This window comes from Nocardia yamanashiensis NBRC 100130, assembly GCF_001613325.1.
Taxonomy (GTDB): Bacteria; Actinomycetota; Actinomycetes; order Mycobacteriales; family Mycobacteriaceae; genus Nocardia; species Nocardia yamanashiensis.
In genome coordinates this window covers 1-16,713 of record NZ_BDCD01000022.1, presented here as the reverse complement: position 1 = coordinate 16,713, position 16,713 = coordinate 1, and the positions used below count along the sequence as shown (strand labels likewise).

At 68.0% G+C, this 16,713-nt stretch carries 15 protein-coding genes; 6 read left to right on the top strand and 9 right to left on the bottom strand.

What is annotated here, in order from left to right:
- Positions 1-76: 76 nt before the first annotated feature.
- Together NY1_RS25595 and NY1_RS25590 are read left to right on the top strand one after the other, a co-directional pair.
- On the top strand, positions 77-1,192 hold the full coding sequence (locus NY1_RS25595; protein ID WP_067718465.1) for an Rv3169 family protein: 1,116 nt from the start codon (positions 77-79) through the stop codon (positions 1,190-1,192).
- Positions 1,193-2,221 (top strand): phosphotransferase family protein, encoded by a 1,029-nt coding sequence (locus tag NY1_RS25590; RefSeq protein ID WP_067718463.1) that lies wholly within the window; start codon positions 1,193-1,195, stop codon positions 2,219-2,221.
- A 106-nt stretch (positions 2,222-2,327) separates the two neighbouring features.
- On the opposite strand, the gene NY1_RS25585 is transcribed toward NY1_RS25590, so the two are convergent.
- Positions 2,328-3,863 (bottom strand): MFS transporter, encoded by a 1,536-nt coding sequence (locus NY1_RS25585; RefSeq protein ID WP_233434480.1) that lies wholly within the window; start codon positions 3,861-3,863, stop codon positions 2,328-2,330.
- Between the two features lie 153 nt (positions 3,864-4,016).
- Between NY1_RS25585 and NY1_RS25580 the strand changes: the two genes are divergently transcribed.
- Entirely contained in the window at positions 4,017-4,745 is a 729-nt protein-coding gene (locus NY1_RS25580; protein WP_067718975.1) for a TetR/AcrR family transcriptional regulator, read from the top strand.
- Positions 4,746-4,764: 19 nt separating this feature from the next.
- On the opposite strand, the gene NY1_RS25575 is transcribed toward NY1_RS25580, so the two are convergent.
- Both NY1_RS25575 and NY1_RS25570 read right to left on the bottom strand, forming a co-directional pair.
- On the bottom strand, positions 4,765-5,928 hold the full coding sequence (locus NY1_RS25575) for a low temperature requirement protein A (RefSeq protein WP_169815398.1): 1,164 nt from the start codon (positions 5,926-5,928) through the stop codon (positions 4,765-4,767).
- 28 nt (positions 5,929-5,956) lie between these two features.
- Positions 5,957-6,682, bottom strand: coding sequence for an SDR family oxidoreductase (locus NY1_RS25570; protein ID WP_067718457.1), 726 nt, complete (start codon positions 6,680-6,682; stop codon positions 5,957-5,959).
- Between the two features lie 122 nt (positions 6,683-6,804).
- Here NY1_RS25570 and NY1_RS25565 point away from each other — a divergent pair, with 122 nt between their 5' ends.
- Positions 6,805-7,377, top strand: coding sequence for a TetR/AcrR family transcriptional regulator (locus NY1_RS25565; RefSeq protein WP_067718454.1), 573 nt, complete (start codon positions 6,805-6,807; stop codon positions 7,375-7,377).
- Positions 7,378-7,429: 52 nt separating this feature from the next.
- Here NY1_RS25565 and NY1_RS25560 read toward each other — a convergent pair whose 3' ends face one another.
- The 4 genes from NY1_RS25560 to NY1_RS25545 all read right to left on the bottom strand — a co-directional run bounded on the left by NY1_RS25560 (position 7,430) and on the right by NY1_RS25545 (position 11,891).
- Positions 7,430-8,905, bottom strand: coding sequence for a catalase (locus tag NY1_RS25560; RefSeq protein ID WP_067718451.1), 1,476 nt, complete (start codon positions 8,903-8,905; stop codon positions 7,430-7,432).
- Positions 8,906-8,917: 12 nt separating this feature from the next.
- On the bottom strand, positions 8,918-9,340 hold the full coding sequence (locus tag NY1_RS25555; protein ID WP_067718448.1) for a Fur family transcriptional regulator: 423 nt from the start codon (positions 9,338-9,340) through the stop codon (positions 8,918-8,920).
- Positions 9,341-9,485: 145 nt separating this feature from the next.
- On the bottom strand, positions 9,486-10,523 hold the full coding sequence (locus tag NY1_RS25550; protein ID WP_067718446.1) for a tetratricopeptide repeat protein: 1,038 nt from the start codon (positions 10,521-10,523) through the stop codon (positions 9,486-9,488).
- A gap of 18 nt (positions 10,524-10,541) precedes the next feature.
- Positions 10,542-11,891 carry an AAA family ATPase gene (locus NY1_RS25545; protein ID WP_067718443.1) on the bottom strand — a complete coding sequence of 450 codons (1,350 nt, stop codon included), beginning with the start codon at positions 11,889-11,891 and terminating at the stop codon, positions 10,542-10,544.
- 417 nt (positions 11,892-12,308) lie between these two features.
- On the opposite strand from NY1_RS25545, the gene NY1_RS25540 reads away from it, so the two are divergent.
- On the top strand, positions 12,309-13,661 hold the full coding sequence (locus NY1_RS25540; protein ID WP_067718440.1) for a serine hydrolase domain-containing protein: 1,353 nt from the start codon (positions 12,309-12,311) through the stop codon (positions 13,659-13,661).
- Between the two features lie 44 nt (positions 13,662-13,705).
- Here the strand turns inward: NY1_RS25540 and NY1_RS25535 are convergent, their stop codons facing one another.
- A complete protein-coding gene (locus NY1_RS25535) occupies positions 13,706-14,941 on the bottom strand; it encodes a helix-turn-helix domain-containing protein (RefSeq protein WP_067718438.1) in 1,236 nt (411 codons plus the stop codon).
- Between the two features lie 438 nt (positions 14,942-15,379).
- On the opposite strand from NY1_RS25535, the gene NY1_RS25530 reads away from it, so the two are divergent.
- A complete protein-coding gene (locus NY1_RS25530; protein ID WP_067718435.1) occupies positions 15,380-15,580 on the top strand; it encodes a hypothetical protein in 201 nt (66 codons plus the stop codon).
- Between the two features lie 91 nt (positions 15,581-15,671).
- On the opposite strand, the gene NY1_RS25525 is transcribed toward NY1_RS25530, so the two are convergent.
- Positions 15,672-16,706, bottom strand: a complete 1,035-nt coding sequence (locus NY1_RS25525) for an aspartate-semialdehyde dehydrogenase (RefSeq protein ID WP_067718432.1) — start codon at positions 16,704-16,706, stop codon at positions 15,672-15,674.
- Between the last annotated feature and the right edge of the window lie 7 nt (positions 16,707-16,713).

The following is a 16,713-nucleotide window of genomic DNA, read 5'->3' as shown; positions in this document are numbered from 1 at the left end:
AGGTTACAACTCCGCCATGATTGAAATACGCTACGGCCCGTATTCTAATTCACTGCTCCACCGAGAGGCCCGGTCGATGTTGACGCCCCAGGACGAACTCCTCTGCCATCAGCTGCCCACCACGTTCGATCACGTTCAGCAGAGCGATCTGCGCTGGACCGAGCGCGTCGTGCTGTACGGCTTCGACACCACGGGCACGGTGAGCGTGATGACCGGCATGGCGCGGTATCCGAACCGGAATGTCAGCGACGCGTACGCCATGATCACCATCGGCGGCAAGACGGCGCACGTGGTGCGGCTGTCCCGCGAAATCGGCGGGCGCTATGACGGATTGGGCTCCTGGCAGGTCGGGCCTTACAAGTACGAGATCGTCGAACCGCTGCGCAAGGTGCGCGCCACCCTCGATGACAACGAGTCCGGTATCACGCTGCAGCTCGACTTCGAAGGCGAATTCCCCGCCTACGAGCAGGAACCCGCGTTCTTCCGGACCCGCGGCCGGGTACGCGAGGACGCGCGGCGGTACTACCAGAACGGCCGGATCAGCGGCTGGGTCGAAGCCGACGGCGTGCGGTACGAAATCGATCCGGAGACCTGGTGGTTCGGGCGCGATCACTCCTGGGGCACCCGGCACGGCGGTGGCGGCGGCAGCCTCGGCGAGGGAGATCACCTGCAGCCCAGCGAGATTCCCGACGGCGTCCTCTACTACATGGGGATCTTCCAATTCGAGGACGAGCTGGTGCATTTCGCGCAGCGCGAGACCGCGGACGGGCAGCGCTGGCACTTCGAGGGCACCGTGCTGCCCAAGCTGGACTCCGGCCGGGCGGCGGTGCCGGTCGTCGACGCCACGCACGACCTGACCTTCCGCGACGACTTCCGCATCGTGAGCGGCGGCAGTTTCACCGTGCGGGCCGCCGACGGGAGCGATCGGGAGTTCACCATCACGCCGGTGTCGGATTTCTGGCCGGGCATCGCGGGGTACGACACCTATCGCGGGTACGGGTCGGGCATGTGGCGCGGTGAGCAGTGGATGGATCACTTCACCGTCGACCTCACCGATGTCGCCGACCTGAAGCAGGCCAGCATGCTCAGCGAGACCTTCTGCCGCATCGAAAGCGCGGGCAAGGTCGGGTACGGACTGGTCGAAATGGTGTTCCTGGGCCGCAATGCCCGGTACGGCTACCAGGGGTACTGAATGAACGGCACCCGGCTGCCCGCCGAACACCTGCCCGCCGCGCTCGAACCCGAACTGCGGCACCGGCTCCCCGGCTCCGGGAAGGCGCGCATCAGCGAATTCGCGCGCACCACCCGGGGATTCGCGACCGAGACCTACCTGTTCGAGATCGAGGACGAATACGGCCGGCTGCCGATGGTCATGCGGCGGCCCCCGGAAATGTCGCTGTTCCCCGATTACGACCTGCTCCGGCAGGTGCTGGTCATGCAGCGGCTGGCGCAGACCGCCATCCCGGTGCCGGTGGTGGCGTGGCTGGAGCGCGGCGAAAACGCCTTGGGCAGTCCGTATTTCGTGATGAACCGGCTCGAAGGAGAAGCGCCCAGCGACTATCCGTCGTATCACGCGGCGGGCAATTATTTCGAGGCCACACCGCAGCAGCGGCAGCGCATGTGGTGGGGGTGCATCGACGCCATCGCCGATATCCACGCGCTGGACTGGCGGAGCCTGGGCTTGGATTTCCTCACCCTGGCCCGGCACGGTGGCGACGGCCCGGTCGCGCACCTGGTCAACTACCTCGACGCGGCGCTGAGCTGGGCAACCGGCGGGGAGCAGCCCGAGACGTACCGGCGGGCCATCGCCTACCTGCGGGAGCACGTGTACCAGCCGGAACACGTCGTCCTGTGCTGGGGCGACGCCCGGATGTCGAATATCCTGTACGACAAGGATTTCCGGGTCAGCGGCGTACTCGACTGGGAGATCGCCTATCTGGGCGATCACGAGGCGGATCTGGCGTGGATGCTGTTCCTGGACTGGGCCAGCAGCGAATTCGAGGGCCATGACCCGTTGCCCGGTACGCCGTCGCGGGCGGAGACCATCGCGTACTACGAGCGGCGGACCGGAATGCCGGTGCGCAACCTGCGGTACAACGAGATCCTCGCCGCCGTACTGCTCTCGGTTCCCCTGCTGCGCATGGCCAATCGCGTCCAGCTGCCGCCGGAGATGAACATCACCGGCTTCTGTACCACCCGAATCGAGCAGCTCCTGGGCTAGCCCCGCCCACGCTGCTCCGGTCCGGCCGCGTCGCGTGCCCGGCCGGGCCACCAACGAAAATGCCGCCCCCGGTTGCAGGCCGGGGGCGGCATTTCTCGTTCCGGGCTCAGTGCGCGTCGGCCATTTCCGCCTCCGCGGCCGGAATGCCCTCGCCGGTGGCGGCTTTCGCGCCCTTCATCAGGAAGAAGGCGAGCACGGTAGCGGCCAGGACGCTGATCCCGCCGGCGATGAAAGTGGCGGACATGGCGTCGGTGAAGGCTTCGCGGGCCGCAGTGATCAAGGTGCTGTCCCCGGTCAGCAGGGCCCCGCCGATGCTCTCCTTGACGGCTTCCGACGCATCGGCCGGCATGGCATCGCGGTAGGTGCCGGCCAGGATCGCGCCCAGCACCGCCACGCCCAGCGCGCCGCCGGTCTGCTGAATGGTGTCGTTCAGCGCCGAGCCGACGCCGGCCTCCTCCGGCGGCACCGCACCCATCAGCGCGCCGATGGCGGCGGGCATGGCCAGGCCCGCCCCGGCGCCGACCAGCGCCATGGCCACGGCGGGAAGCCAGAAGCCGGAATCGGTGGTCAGGATGGCCAGCACCGCGGAACCGGCGGCCAGCACCAGCAGACCGGTCAGCACCATCGGGCGGACGCCGAGCTTCTGCACCAGGCTCGCGCCGACGCCTTGGGCGAGCAGCGCGGCGAAGGCCATCGGGGTGAAGGCCAGGGCGGTCTTGACGGGCGAGTAGCCGAGCACGAACTGCAGGTACTGGGTGAGCACCAGCATCAGACCGGCATTGGCGAAGGTGACCAGCACCAGGGAGAAGCTGGAACCGGTGAAGACGCGATTGCGGAACAGCTGCAGCGGGACCATCGGGTGTTCGGTCTTCAGTTCGCGAATCACGAAGGCGGTCAACGCGATCACGGTCAGCACCAGCGAAGGCCACACGCCCTCGAAGCCCTTGGCGGGGAATTCGATAATGGTCCACACCAGGGCGGTGGTGCCGATGATGGACAGCGTCATACCGGGCAGGTCGGTCTTCTTGGCCGGGCCCTTGGACTCCGGCATGAGCGCCAGGGCGGCGATGATGGCGACGATCGCGATCGGCACGTTCAGCACGAACACCGAACCCCACCAGAAGTGGTTCAGCAGCAGGCCGCCCGCGATCGGGCCGCCGACCATGCCGATCATGGCCACCGCGCTCCAAGCCGCGATCGCCTTCGGGCGCTCCTGCTCGTCGAACACGGTGATCAGGATGGACAGCGTGCTCGGCATGATGAGCGCGCCGCCGATGCCCATGATCACGCGACCGGCGATCAGGGTTTCGGGGGTGGTGGCGTAGGCCGCGAGCAGTGACGCCGCGCCGAAGAGCGCGAGGCCGATGACCATCACCAGCCGGCGGCCGAAGCGGTCGGAGAGGCTGCCCGAGGTGAGCAGCAGGCCGGCGAACACCAGGATGTAGGAGTCGATCACCCACTGGATGTCGCGGCCGGTGGCGCCGAGGTCGGTGGCGACCTGCGGGATGGCCACGTTCAGCACCATATTGTCGATCACCAGCACCAGTGAGCTCAGGCAGAGCACCACCAGGATCAGCCAGCGTTTCGGATTGCGTTCGGCGGTAAGCGAATCCGTCGCCCGCGCCATATCGTTCTCGGTCATTCCCAGTCCCCTTCGGAAGCTTCGCCGTACACTGTGCGGCGTTGTCGAACACTGTACGGTCTACGTACAGTGTTCGCAATAGGGAACGGTGTACGTGCCATCGAACAGCGTTCTAGCAGCGGTTATGCTGATGCAGACGAAGGAGGAATGGCCATGGCAGCCAAGGCCGAGGAGTTCGCGACGGTATGGGCCCGGCCCCAGCGACAGCGGCGCGACTCCCCCACGCTGAGCCGGGCGCAGATCATCGCCGAGGCGATCGCGCTACTCGACAGCGAGGGATTCGAAGCGCTGAGCATGCGGCGGCTCGGGACGCGTCTCAATGCCGGGGCCACCTCGCTCTATACGCATGTGGCGAACAAGGAGGAGCTGCTCGAACTGGTGGTGGACCAGGTGTTCGGGGAGATCCGCCTGCCCACCGAGTACGTCGCCGACAACTGGCGCGAGGACCTCAAGGGCATCGCGAGCAGCGTTCGCGCCACCATGCTGGCCCATCCGTGGATCTCGGTCGTGCTGAGCACCGCCGGGCTCATCTACCTCGGCCCGAACGTCATGCGCATGTCCGAGGCCATGCTCGGGGTGCTGGAGACGGCCGGCTTCAGCGAAGACGCCACTGATCGCGCCTCGAACGCGATCTTCGCCTATCTCATCGGCTCCGGCACCACCGAAGCCGCCATGCTCACCACCGTGGCCCGCAGCGGACTCACCGAGCAGCAGTGGATGGAACAGATCATGGCCACGTCCGTGGAGATGTCCAAACCGTATCCGCGCCTGCACAAGCGCTATCTGGCGCACCTCGGCATCGACTCGGCCAAGGCCCGCGACGATGTCTTCGACCACGAGATCGGGCTCATCCTGGACGGTCTCGACGCCCAGCGGCCCTGAGCGGGCACCGCCGGCCGGATCACTTTGCCGCGCTGCGCATTCGGCGGCGGTGCGCCGAGGTCTCGGCCACGGCCGACACCGCCATCAGGGCGGCCAGTGCGGTCAGCAGCGCCGCGACCGGGACGTGCACCGCGACCGGCAGCAGGGCCAATACCAGTGCGGCGGTGGCGAATCGGATGAGCACCACACGCTCGCGCAGGCCGGTGAAGGCCGCGCGCACGGCGGCGACCGCCAGCAGGTAGAGGGCGACGCCGCCGATGATGCACGCGGCCGAAGTGGCGTTCAGATGGCTGCCGCCGCCCACCACCGCGATGCTCATGGACGCACCGGTCAGCGCCAGGCCCAATTGCACCGGCAGATGGCCGAATACGTAGATGTTCAGCAGTCGCCCGCCGCGGGCCAGCTGGGTGTGCGCGCCCGCGCGGGTACTGCTGGCATTGAAGTACGACCACCACAGGCCGGCGGTGAGCGCGAACGCCGCCGCGCCCGTCACCACCGCCCAGCCCGCGGTGCGCGCCTCCACCAGGCCGTTGGTGAAGCCGAGCACCGCCTCGCCGAGCACGATGATCGTGAAGAGCCCGAAGCGTTCGCGCAGATGCTCCGGTTCCTGCTCGACCCGGGCCAGGCGGGGTCCGGCGAGCAGCGGCAGCACCAGTTCCACGACCATGGCGATGCTCCACACGACGTAGCGCCACGGCGCGTCCAGCAGCAGGCCGCCGAGCCAGCCGACGGCGGTCAGGGCGGAGACCGAGGCGAAGACGCCGAACACCGGGCGCAGCACGGGTTTTCGCCGGGTGTCCCAGCCGTACAGCGCGGCCACGCCGGCCCGCGCGACCAGGTAGGACAGGACGAATCCGGCGTCCATGGCGGTGTCGTGCCCGACCGTGCCCGCGAACACCGCCATGCCGACCACACCGGTCAATCCGGCGGTGGTGAGCAGGCGGTGCGCGGTGTTGTCGCGGTCCGCGCGATTGGCGTGCACCGCGTACAGCACCCACGCCCACCACAGCGGGACGAACAGACCCGCGGCCGCGGCCACCGCACCGGCGTCCGGGTGTGCGCCGACCCGGTGCATGATCTGCCCCACCGCCGCGACGAAGACCAGATCGCCGAAGAGTTCGAACCAGGTGGCGCGGCGCGGCGGCGCGGATTCGGCGGACGCGGCGGTGAGCGGATCGAGCATGCCCATCAACCTACTGAGGGAACGGTTTTCAGCGGCCGGTGGCCAGGGTCGCGCCGCCGGTGACCTCCAGCACGTGGCCGGTGATGAAGGGGTTGTGGGCCAGCATGTGGATGGCGCGGGCGATTTCGTCCGGATGGCCCGGGCGGCCGGCGGGGGTGGCGGCGGAGATGCCGTCGAAGAGCTCGCGGCGCTGCGCCTCGGGCACCCGGTCCCACCACGGGGTGTCGACCAGGCCGGGCGAGACGGCGTTGACGCGCAGCGGGGCGAGTTCTACGGCCAGCGGCGGGACCATGGCCTCCAGGGCGCCGTTGATGGCGGCCAGACCGGCGCTGCCGACGAAGGCGGCGCGGGCGGACGCGGCGGTCACCAGGGTGACCGAGCCCCGCGGATTCAGGTGCGGGAGTGCGGCTTTGAGAATTCGGACCTGCGGCCAGAACTTGCCGTCGAACCCGGCGACGAGCTCGTCCAGGTCCAGATCGGCGAAACCGCCCGCGCCGGACGAACCGCTGACCGAGATCACCAGGTGATCGAACTGTCCTGTCTCGGTGAAGAATTCGGTGACGGCGGCCGGGTCGGCGGCGTCCACGCGGTGGGCGGTGACCTTGCCTTCGATGCGGGCGCGGGCGGCGTCCAGCTTGTCCTGGGAACGCCCGGTGATGATGACCTCCGCGCCCTCGGCGGCGAAGGCGGCGGCGGTCGCCTCGCCGATGCCGGAGCTGCCACCCATGACTACGACGCGCTGTGCTGTGGTCATTGCGAACTGCCTTCCTCTGCGATGTCCCGTCTATTATTACGAGACCGTCAGTCTCGACAACAGAGTTATCGAGACTTTTAGTCTCGACAAAGCGGTGAGTTGAGTCACAGGGAAGGGCAGGCATGGGAGAGCGGGCGCACACCGGGCGCAAGCGCAATGAGGAAGCGCACCAGGCGATTCTGGATGCGGCGCGGCGATTGCTCGCCGAATCCGGGGGTGCGCCGATCACCATCGACACCATCGCGAAGACCGCGGGGGTCGGCAAGCAGACGGTCTACCGATGGTGGCCGTCCAAAGGCGCGGTACTGCTCGACGCGCTGACCGAGCTGGCGACCGAGGAGGTGCCGACTCCCGATACCGGGTCGCTGCGCGGTGACCTGCTGAGCATCATCGGCTCGACTTTCGCCGGGGCACAGCACGAAACGACCGCGTCGACCCTGCGCACGCTGGTCCGGGAAGCGGCCTCGGATCCCCAATTGGCGGAATTGGTGAAGACGTTCACCGCGCAACGGCGGGCGGCGGTGCGCGCCTTGCTGATCCGCGGGCAGGAGCGCGGCGAACTGAGCGCCGGCGCGGACCTCGCGCTGATCATCGACCAGTTCTACGGCCTGTTCTGGTACCGCTTCCTGATCGGCAACGAACCGCTCGATCAGCCGGCCGCCGAGCGGCTGACCGACGCGCTGCTCCGGGAATGAAGACGGCCCCCACCACGAAAGTGGTGGGGGCCATCCGGTTTCGCTCCGAGGCTCAGGCGGAAAGCCCGGCGCGAACACCCTCTTCGATGCGCTTGCCGAGTTCGGTGTCGACGCTCTTCCAGTACTCGAAGACGCGGCTCAGCACCGGCTCGCGGACGCCGCCGAGCACATGCCCGACCACATTGCCCACCAGGCGATCTCGCTCGCCGTCGTCGAGGACCTCGCGCACCAGGGTGCCCGCCTGGGTGAAGTCGCCGTCCTCGGCGTGCTGGATGTAGCCCGCGCGGACGATGGTGGGATCGAACTCCCACTTGCCCTCGTCACCGGCGCGCTCCGGATCGGCGTGCGGGCCGCCGAACGAATTCGGTGCGTAGACCGGCACATCCGCCGGGTTGTAGTCGTAGCGCATCGGGCCCTCCTTGGAGTAGGAGTTCACCTCGGCGGCCTTGGCGCGGTTCGGCGGCAGCTGCGCGTAGTTGGTGCCGATGCGGTAGCGGTGCGCGTCGGCGTAGGCGAAGACGCGGCCCAGCAGCATCTTGTCGGGCGAGAAGCCGATGCCCGGAACCAGATTCGACGGTTCGAAGGCGGCCTGCTCGATCTCGACGTGGAAGTTGCCCGGGTTGCGGTTCAGCGTCCAGCGGCCGACCTCGATGAGCGGGTAGTCCTGCTGCGACCAGACCTTGGTCAGGTCGAACGGGTTGAAGCGATAGCCCTCCGCCTCGGCGACCGGCATGACCTGCACCTTGAGGGTCCAGCTCGGGAAGTCGCCGCGCTCGATGGCCTCGAACAGGTCGCGCCGGTGGTAGTCGGCGTCCTTGCCCGCGATCTCGTCGGCCTCGGCCTGGGTCAGGAACTCGATGCCCTGATCGGTCTTGAAGTGGTACTTCACCCAGAAGCGCTCACCGGCGGCATTGACCCACTGGTAGGTGTGCGAGCCGAAGCCGTCCATATGACGGTAGGTCTTCGGGATGCCGCGGTCGCCCATCAGCCAGGTCACCTGGTGCGCGGTCTCCGGGCGCAGGGTCCAGAAGTCCCACTGCATATTGTGATCGCGAAGTCCGTTGCCGGGCAGGCGCTTCTGGGACCGGATGAAGTCGGGGAACTTGATCGGGTCCTTGATGAAGAAGACCGGGGTGTTGTTGCCGACGATGTCGTAGTTGCCCTCGGTGGTGTAGAACTTCACCGCGAAACCGCGCGGATCACGCCAGGTGTCGGGGCTGCCCTGCTCACCGGCGACCGTGGAGAAACGCACCAGCGACTCGGTGCGCGCACCCGGCTGGAACAGCTTCGCCTTGGTGTAGGCGCTGACGTCACCGGTGACCACGAGCTCGCCGAAAGCGCCGGCCCCCTTGGCGTGCACGATGCGCTCCGGTACGCGCTCGCGGTTGAACTGGGCCAGCTTCTCGATCAGGTAGTGGTCGTGCAGCAGGATGGGCCCCTGTGCGCCCGCGGTCAGCGACTCGTCATCGCTGGAGACCGGGATACCGGTATTGGTGGTGGTCGGCTTGGTCTTACCGGCAGTCGTCATGCGAAGCCTCCTTTAGGTGAGTTGGCAACGTGGGCAGCGCCCCCAGAACACAACTTCGGCTTCGTCGATCACGAAGCCGTGGGACCGATCGGGTTCCAGGCAGGGCGCGGCGCCGACGGCACAGTCGATATCCACGACCGTCCCGCAGCTCCTGCACACCAGATGGTGATGGTTGTCCCCGGTGCGGGCCTCGTACAGCGCCGGCGAGCCCGCCGGCTCGATCCGCCGCAGCAGCCCGGCTCCCACGCAAGCCTTCAACACGTCGTAAACGGCCTGCGTGGAAACCGACCCGAGCGATTCCCGCACCTTCACAGCCACCCCGTCGGCATCCGAATGCGGGGCCTGCGCCACCGCGTCCAGCACCGCGACCCGGGGAGCGGTAACCCGCAGGCCAACGGCCCGCAACTGCTCCCGTGCGTCGTATCCGGAGTGCATGCCAACCACCCTGCTCCCTTTTCTGGAATTAGTCAAGAAAACTTTCTGGAATAATTCCAGAAAGACCATTCTCGCACGTCAGACTGCATGTCCACGCTCCGGCCCGGCCAGGATTCGCGTTGTCGTCCTTCCTCTCCGCTGTCGTTCACTGGAAGGGATTGACGCCGGCGGGGACGGTGGCCCGGGGTGTGGCCGGGGCGGCGGGCGCTGTTGGGCGGGCCGGTGGGCGCGGCACATTCGAAGTGAAGTACTTCTCCAGGTCCGGGGGGATGGTCGGGATCGCCGGGAAGCTGGGGCGTTGGTAGAAGGTGGGGGGCCGGTAGTAGTTCGAGGGGATGGCCGGGTTGGGGGTGTAGTGCTGGCGGTCGGCGGGTGAGTCGCTGTCGGTGGCGGCGATCACCAGGCGGATCACGAGGAATGCCGCGGCTACCCCGGCCCAGCGGGCGAAACGCCTGCCGCCGGAAGTGGTTTCGGGTTTGCCGCCGCGGCGGGCGTCGGCGGCGAGTTTGGGCAGGTGGCCGCGCACGGCGTCGGCGTAGGCGACCGGATCCAGTTGGGCCACGCGGCGCAATTCCTGTTCGGCCACCGCGTAATTGCGGCGGTCCCATTCGACCAGGGCCAGGTGGTAGAGGGCTTCGACGCGTTCGGGGTCGAGTTCCAGGACCTTGCGGAAGGCGGGTTCGGCGCGGTCCGGTTGCAGGAGGTTCTCGCGCAGGATCATGCCGCGCAGGAGATGGACCGAGATGTCGTCGGGGTCGAGTTCGAGGGCACGGCCGGTGGACGACAGGGCCGCTTTCGGGTTCGTGTCGCGCTGGGTCGCGGCCAGTACGCGGTGGTTGTCGGCGTACTTCGGCTCCAGTTCGCACGCGCGGCGGGCGGCCGCGATCGCCGCGGTGCGGTGCTCGCGGGCGCGGGCGGAATTGCCTTCGGCGCGGGCCAATTGCAATTCGGCCAGGGCGCGCACGCGCCAGGCGTAGGTGTCGTCGGGGGCGTGCCGGAGGGCGGACGTGCTCACGTCCAGGGCCTGCCGGTAGTCGCTCAGGCGGAGATGGGTGTTGGCCAGTTCCGCGAGCAGATCGGCATTGTCGGGTTCGGTGGCCAGGGCTTCGGCCAGGACGCCGCGGGCGGACTCCAGCCGGCCCAGCTCGGCCAGCGTGCGGGCCTTGTCGAGCTGTGCGCTCATTCGTCGAGATCCTGCTGTCTAGCGCATGTTCCGCTGTCTCATATAGGCGGCCAGCTCGTCGTAGGTGCCGTCGTTATTGGCGAATTCGACCACATTGCGGGCGGATTCGAACCAGGCGCCGGTGCTCGGGCGGATCTGGGACAGGGCCTGCTGCATATCGGCCATGGTGACCGGGCGGACGGTGCCGGAGCGGATGGAATCGGCCATGGCGAACTGGGTGGCGGACTTGCAGACGTGCGCCAGATCCGCGCCGGACAGGCCGTCGGTGCGGACGGCGAGGGCATTCAGGTCGATGCCGGCGACGGGACGGTCCCTCAGGTGATGCCGCAGGATCGAGGCGCGCGCCTCGGCATCGGGCAGGGTCACCAGGATCATGTGATCGAAGCGGCCGGGGCGGCGCAGCGCCACATCCACATCCCACGGATGATTGGTGGCGCCGATGACGTACACGCCCTCGTTGTCGCTGGTCATCGAATCCATCTCGGTGAGCAGCTGATTCACGGTGGTGCGCATGCTGGAGGAGTTCGACAGCTGGCTGCGCTTGTGGCCGAGGGCATCGATCTCGTCGAAGAACAGCACGCACGGGGCCTTGCGGCGGGCGGTCTGGAAGACCTGCTGCAGGTTCTTCTCACTGCGGCCCACGTACAGATCGAGAATGTCGGCGATATCGATGGCGTAGAAGTTCGCGCCCAGCTCGCCCGCCACCGCCGAGGCCAGGAAGGTCTTGCCGCAACCGGGCGGGCCGTACAGCAGCAGGCCGCCGCGCGCACTGGTGCCGAAAGCCTTGGCCAGCTCCGGATTCCGGATCGGGCCCAGCAGCGAGAGTTCCAGCTGCCGCTTCACCGCGTCCATGCCGCCGACATCGGCGAGGGTCAGCTTGGGACGTTCGAACAGCCCGACATCGCCTTCGGCGTAGAGCACCGGCTGCTCGTTCACGAACGACGGCGCGATGATGTCGCCGACCTGCTCCTCGGCCTTGTCCCAGTCGTAGCCGGCGCCGCGCTGCGCCGGCGGATTCCGGTCCGCGCCCGGCGGCACGTCGGCTTCCTCCCCCGCGAATTCGGTTCCGGACGGGGTGGTTCCGGGCGCGGATCCCCCGGCGACGGGTGGCGTGGTCACGGCCGCCGGGCTCGCGGATACCGGACTCGGGGTGGCCGCGCCGGTCAAAGCGGCGGTGCAGCGCGCGAGCAGTGCGGTGGCCTGAGCGTGGTGCGGATCCTGCGCGAGCGCGGTCGCGCAGTGCGACAGCGCTTCGGTGTGCCGGCCATTCGAGAGCAGCAGTTCGATGACGCTCACCCGCAGGGGCAGCAGTTCGGGATTGCGGTCCAGGACCGCCAGCAGTTCGGTGATCGCCGGATCGTCGCTCAAAGCTCCCCCATCGGTGTGCGCGCTCTCCCCATCGGCATGTGCGCCTTCGTTGCGAATGCTAAACGCTGCGGGTGACACGGCACACCCCGGTTTCCGAGGCACCCGGACGGCGTCACGCACATCACACCCGGGGGTCCGGAATACATCCGCGGGGGTCGCCGTTGAGACACATTGCCGGCGTCGGAACAGCCCCGGGCCGCACCCCATCTGTCGTTTCGAACGACCACTCGCCGAGAGGCGCTTGTTGGGCGTCGGCGCTCACTTCGCAGCCACGCTGCGAGCGAATGCCGCCAGGACTCCCCCCGCCTGGCGGCTTTCTGCTGCCGGGCCATATTTCTTCTGCCCGATCGCATTTCGCCACGCGGCGAGCACTCGTTCGACCGCTGCTCAGCGAACCGGCCGGTTAGCCTGAAACGCATGTTGCGCAAGCGCAGGGGGTTGGCCGGCGCGGTGGCGGTGGCCTTGGCAATGAGCAGCGTGATCTTCGGCGGCGGCTTCGCGGGCGCGACGACGCCGGAATTCCGGTGCTCCGAACCGACCGGACGCCAATTCGAGCGGGCCGCGCCCGAGGACGCCGGACTCGATACCGCGCGACTGACCGCGGCCTTGAACTTCGCGGCGAGCCGGAATCGCTTGAACGTGCAGGTCTTCCGCCACAACTGCCTGATCGGCGCCGGGCCAACCAATGCCGAGACCGGGAAAATCCCCTGGAACGTCTGGAGCGTCACCAAGAGCATCGTCTCGCTGCTCGCCGGAATCGCCTGGGACCGCGGGCAACTCGATATCGCCGCGCCCATCGACCGCTATCTGCCGCCCGGCCTCGGCGATCCGGAGCACCGCGCGATCACCGTCGAGAACCTGCTCACCGAGACCTCCGGGCTGCGGGTCGGCGTGGTGACCGAGGGCATCACGGCGATCGTGCCGGTCGATCCGTTCAGCGCGGTGCAGGCCCTGGGCGTGCCGTTCGAGGATCCGCCGGGCACCGCCTTCCAGTACAGCCAGCGCAATGTGGACCTGCTGTCGTATGTGATCGAGCTGGCGGTAGGCGAACCGCTCCAGGAGTTCGCGCAACGAGAGCTGTTCGGGCGCATCGGCATTGCGCGCGAGGACTACTACTGGGCGCGGGATCGATCCGGCCACACCTACGGCTACGCGCATCTGCTGATCCCGCCCGACGATCTGGCGCGGCTCGGCATGCTGGTCGCCAACCAGGGCCGCTGGGGCGACGAGCAAGTGGTGTCCAGCGAGTATCTGCGCCGCGCCACCGCCGAATCCGAGCACAACAGCTGCTACGGCTATCTGTTCTGGCTCGGCCCCGACTGCGCGGAGAACCCGGACTTCATGCCCGCCGGCACCTATGCCATGTCGGGCTTCGGGCTGCAGCACGTCTTCATCGTGCCCGGTCTGGACCTGATGGTGGTGTGGACCGGCGTGTTCGGCGTGCACACCACGCAGGGCCCGACCGGGATCCTGACCTACAGCGTGGAACCGGCCTACGAGTTCTTCCGGCAGCTCTTCGCCGCCTTCGACGACCCCCCGATCCCCGATCCGGGCGGTTACGTCGAGCCGGCCTCCACCTTCGACAGCAGCAAGTACTACAACACCGATATCGCGCTGGCGATCTTCGGCATCGGCCCGGCCGCCTATCCGGGCTGCACCTTGCTGTCCTGCCTGGACCTGCCGCTGCGCGCGCCCTTCACCGACGCGCCGCCGGGTTGCGTGCTGGTGGCATGCGTCGGCCCGGATCCACGCACGCCGGGCATCCGCTGACCACCGGGTCCGCCCGCCGCACGTGACCGCGGGCGGACCCGGGGTCAGGGTGTCACGGCCGCGCGACCCGCCAGGTCCCGCAGCTCGTCCGCGGGTCTGCGGCCCGCGAACTGCAATAGATCGCGCACCACCTCCCGCGCTCGATGATCGTTGTGCACGAGTTCGGGGGTCAACCGTTCGGCGGTGAGCAAGGCGTCCAAGGCTTCCCCGGCCTGCCGTCGCTGCGCGTGCGCGCGAGCCACGTCGACCAGGAATCGAGCCTGCCGCTCCGGCGAGAGCACCGACGCGTCCACCGTGCGGGCGGTGTCGAGCGCCTCTCCGGCATCACCCAATTCGACCGCCACCGCCACCGCGTGCACGGCGACACTGGTCGGACCGAATTCGGTGTCGAAATCATTGCGGCCCTCGCCTAGTCGCTCGGCGGCATGCCGCGCCGCGGACAAACCCGCGCGCGCCGCCGTGCGATTGCCGTCCGTCGCCGCGATCACCGCCAGCATGAGCTGGAGGGAACCGTAGAGCGACAGCACTTCCGGACGGCAGCGCGCCTCGTCGCGAACCTGCGGCGCGAGTGCCGTGGCCGACACCCGGGCCGCCTGCCCGGCCTGCTCCAATCGCTGCAAGCGCAGGAAAGCCTGTGCCATGCGGTAGGTCCCGGCCACCACGCTGAGCGGGTCACCGGATTCCTCGGCCGCCGACAGGGCCCGATCCGCCGCGACCCAGGCCGCGTCGACTTCCTCCTGCCGCGTGAACGCGGTCGCCGCGACCTGGTAGGCGCGCGACAGCAAGGCCAGCGCCTCCGGCCGTTTGGACGACGTGCGCGCCGCGTGCTCCAGATCCGGAATCAGTTCCAGCAGACTGCTGCCCACTTCGACGAGCCTGGATTCGTGTGCCAATTGCCAGGCGAGATCCACTCGCTCGCGCAGCTCCGGCAGGACGTCGGCCGACTCGCGATCGACCTCGTCGCCGAAGAGTTGCTCGAGCGCCGGATGTCCGGTGAGCAGCAAGCGCAGCTGCTCGAAGACGGCCGAGCCCGGTCGATGCCCGTCACCGCGGTGGTCGGCCATCGGTTCGGCCGCTTCCGGCCGCAGATCTCGTACCGCCACGCCGAGCACGTCCGCCAGCCGCTGCAACACCGAAAGGCGCTCCACCGGAAGCACGTCCCGCTCGACCTGTGACACCCAGCTTTCCGAGCGCCTGATCGCCGCGCCCAACTCTTTCTGCGATAGTCCCCGTCTCCGGCGTAACTCCGCTACCCGTGCCCCAAGGGTACTTTCGGCCACCGGGTCAAACTCCTTCTGCCTGATCGGCTTTCCCGGCCGTCACCGCCCGCTTGTTTCGCCGATGTCTCCCATGCCCTTCTCCTTCCCGATGGGATCTGCCGACAAGGATTCCAGACCAGGCGAGCTTACGGCGCACAGTATGGAACATGGATTTTTCTTATTGCACCGCAATTTTTCTGTGTTTAACGTTTGTAGAGGACCCGTCGAACCAATCCGACGACAAGAGGTGGCCATGCCCGGCGAACTCTTCTTCTTCCTTCTAGGCGCCGGAATCGGCGGTGCGGCAATGTGGTTCGCGGCTACAGCCGTCACGGCCACCAAGTATTCCAGTTCCGCCGGCGGGCCGACGGTGCAAAGCATCAAGGCTCGTCTGGAACGTGAAGGTACCCGCTACTCACGGTTGCCGAAAGGACAATCCGCCCATCGGGCAGCACCACGATGACGACCACCCCCGAAACCACGGAAGTTCATGTGCGCCTGCGTTTTCCGGGCGGCATGATCCTGGACTACCGCGCCGACCGCGCAATTGCGGAGCGGCTGGCGGCGCATTTGCGCCCGCACTCCATCGAAGTGACCATCAATGGACAACTCGGGGCAAATCTCCGCCCCCTCCCCTGTGCCGAACTTTGGGTCGATTGACCAACTTATAGCCTGGAAACTCAACGCAAATATGAAAATCGGGCCGTTCAATCCTTGTGGATAGAGCGGCCCGATTTTCGGCTGTGTTACCTCAGCGGTTCTGCAGCAGAACCTCGGCGATCTGAATGGTGTTGAGCGCCGCGCCCTTCCGGAGGTTGTCGCCGGAGATGAACAGCGCCAGTCCGCGACCGTCCGGCACGCCCGGATCCTGGCGGATGCGGCCGACGAGGGATTCGTCGATACCGGCGGCCGCCAGCGGGGTGGGGACGTCGACCAGCTTGACGCCGGGAGCCTTGGCGAGGAGTTCCTCGGCGCGCTCCACCGAAATCGGTTCGGCGAATTCGGCATTGATGGACAGCGAGTGGCCGGTGAAGACCGGGACGCGCACGCAGGTGCCGGAGACCAGCAGGTCGGGCAAGCCCAGGATCTTGCGGGACTCGTTGCGCAGCTTCTGGTCTTCGTCGGTCTCGCCGGAGCCGTCGTCCACCAGCGCGCCCGCGAGCGGGATCACGTCGAAGGCGATCGGGGCGACGTACTTGTTCGGGGCCGGGAAGTCCACGGCGGAACCGTCGTGCACCAGCTTCTCGGCATCGCCGATCACCGCGCGCACCTGGGTCGCCAGCTCTTCCACGCCGGCCAGGCCGGAGCCCGAAACCGCCTGGTAGCTGGACACGATGAGCCGCTGCAGGCCCGCCGCGTCGTGCAGCACCTTGAGCACCGGCATGGCGGCCATGGTGGTGCAGTTCGGGTTGGCGATGATGCCCTTGGCCAGGTTCCGGGTGGCCTCGGGGTTCACCTCGGAGACGACCAGCGGGACGTCGGGGTCCTTGCGCCAGGCCGAGGAATTGTCGATGACGGTGACGCCGGCCGCGGCGAAGCGCGGGGCCTGCACGCGGGACATGGTGGCGCCAGCGGAGAACAGCGCGATGTCGAGCCCGGTGGGATCGGCGGTCTCGGTGTCCTCCACGACGATGTCCTTGCCGCGGAACGGCAGGGTCTTGCCGGCGGAGCGCGCGGACGCGAAGAACCGCACCTCGTCGGCCGGGAAGTCGCGCTCCTCCAGCAGCTTCCGCATGACGGCGCCGACCTGACCGGTCGCGCCGACGACGCCTACGCGTACGCCCATGTCTATC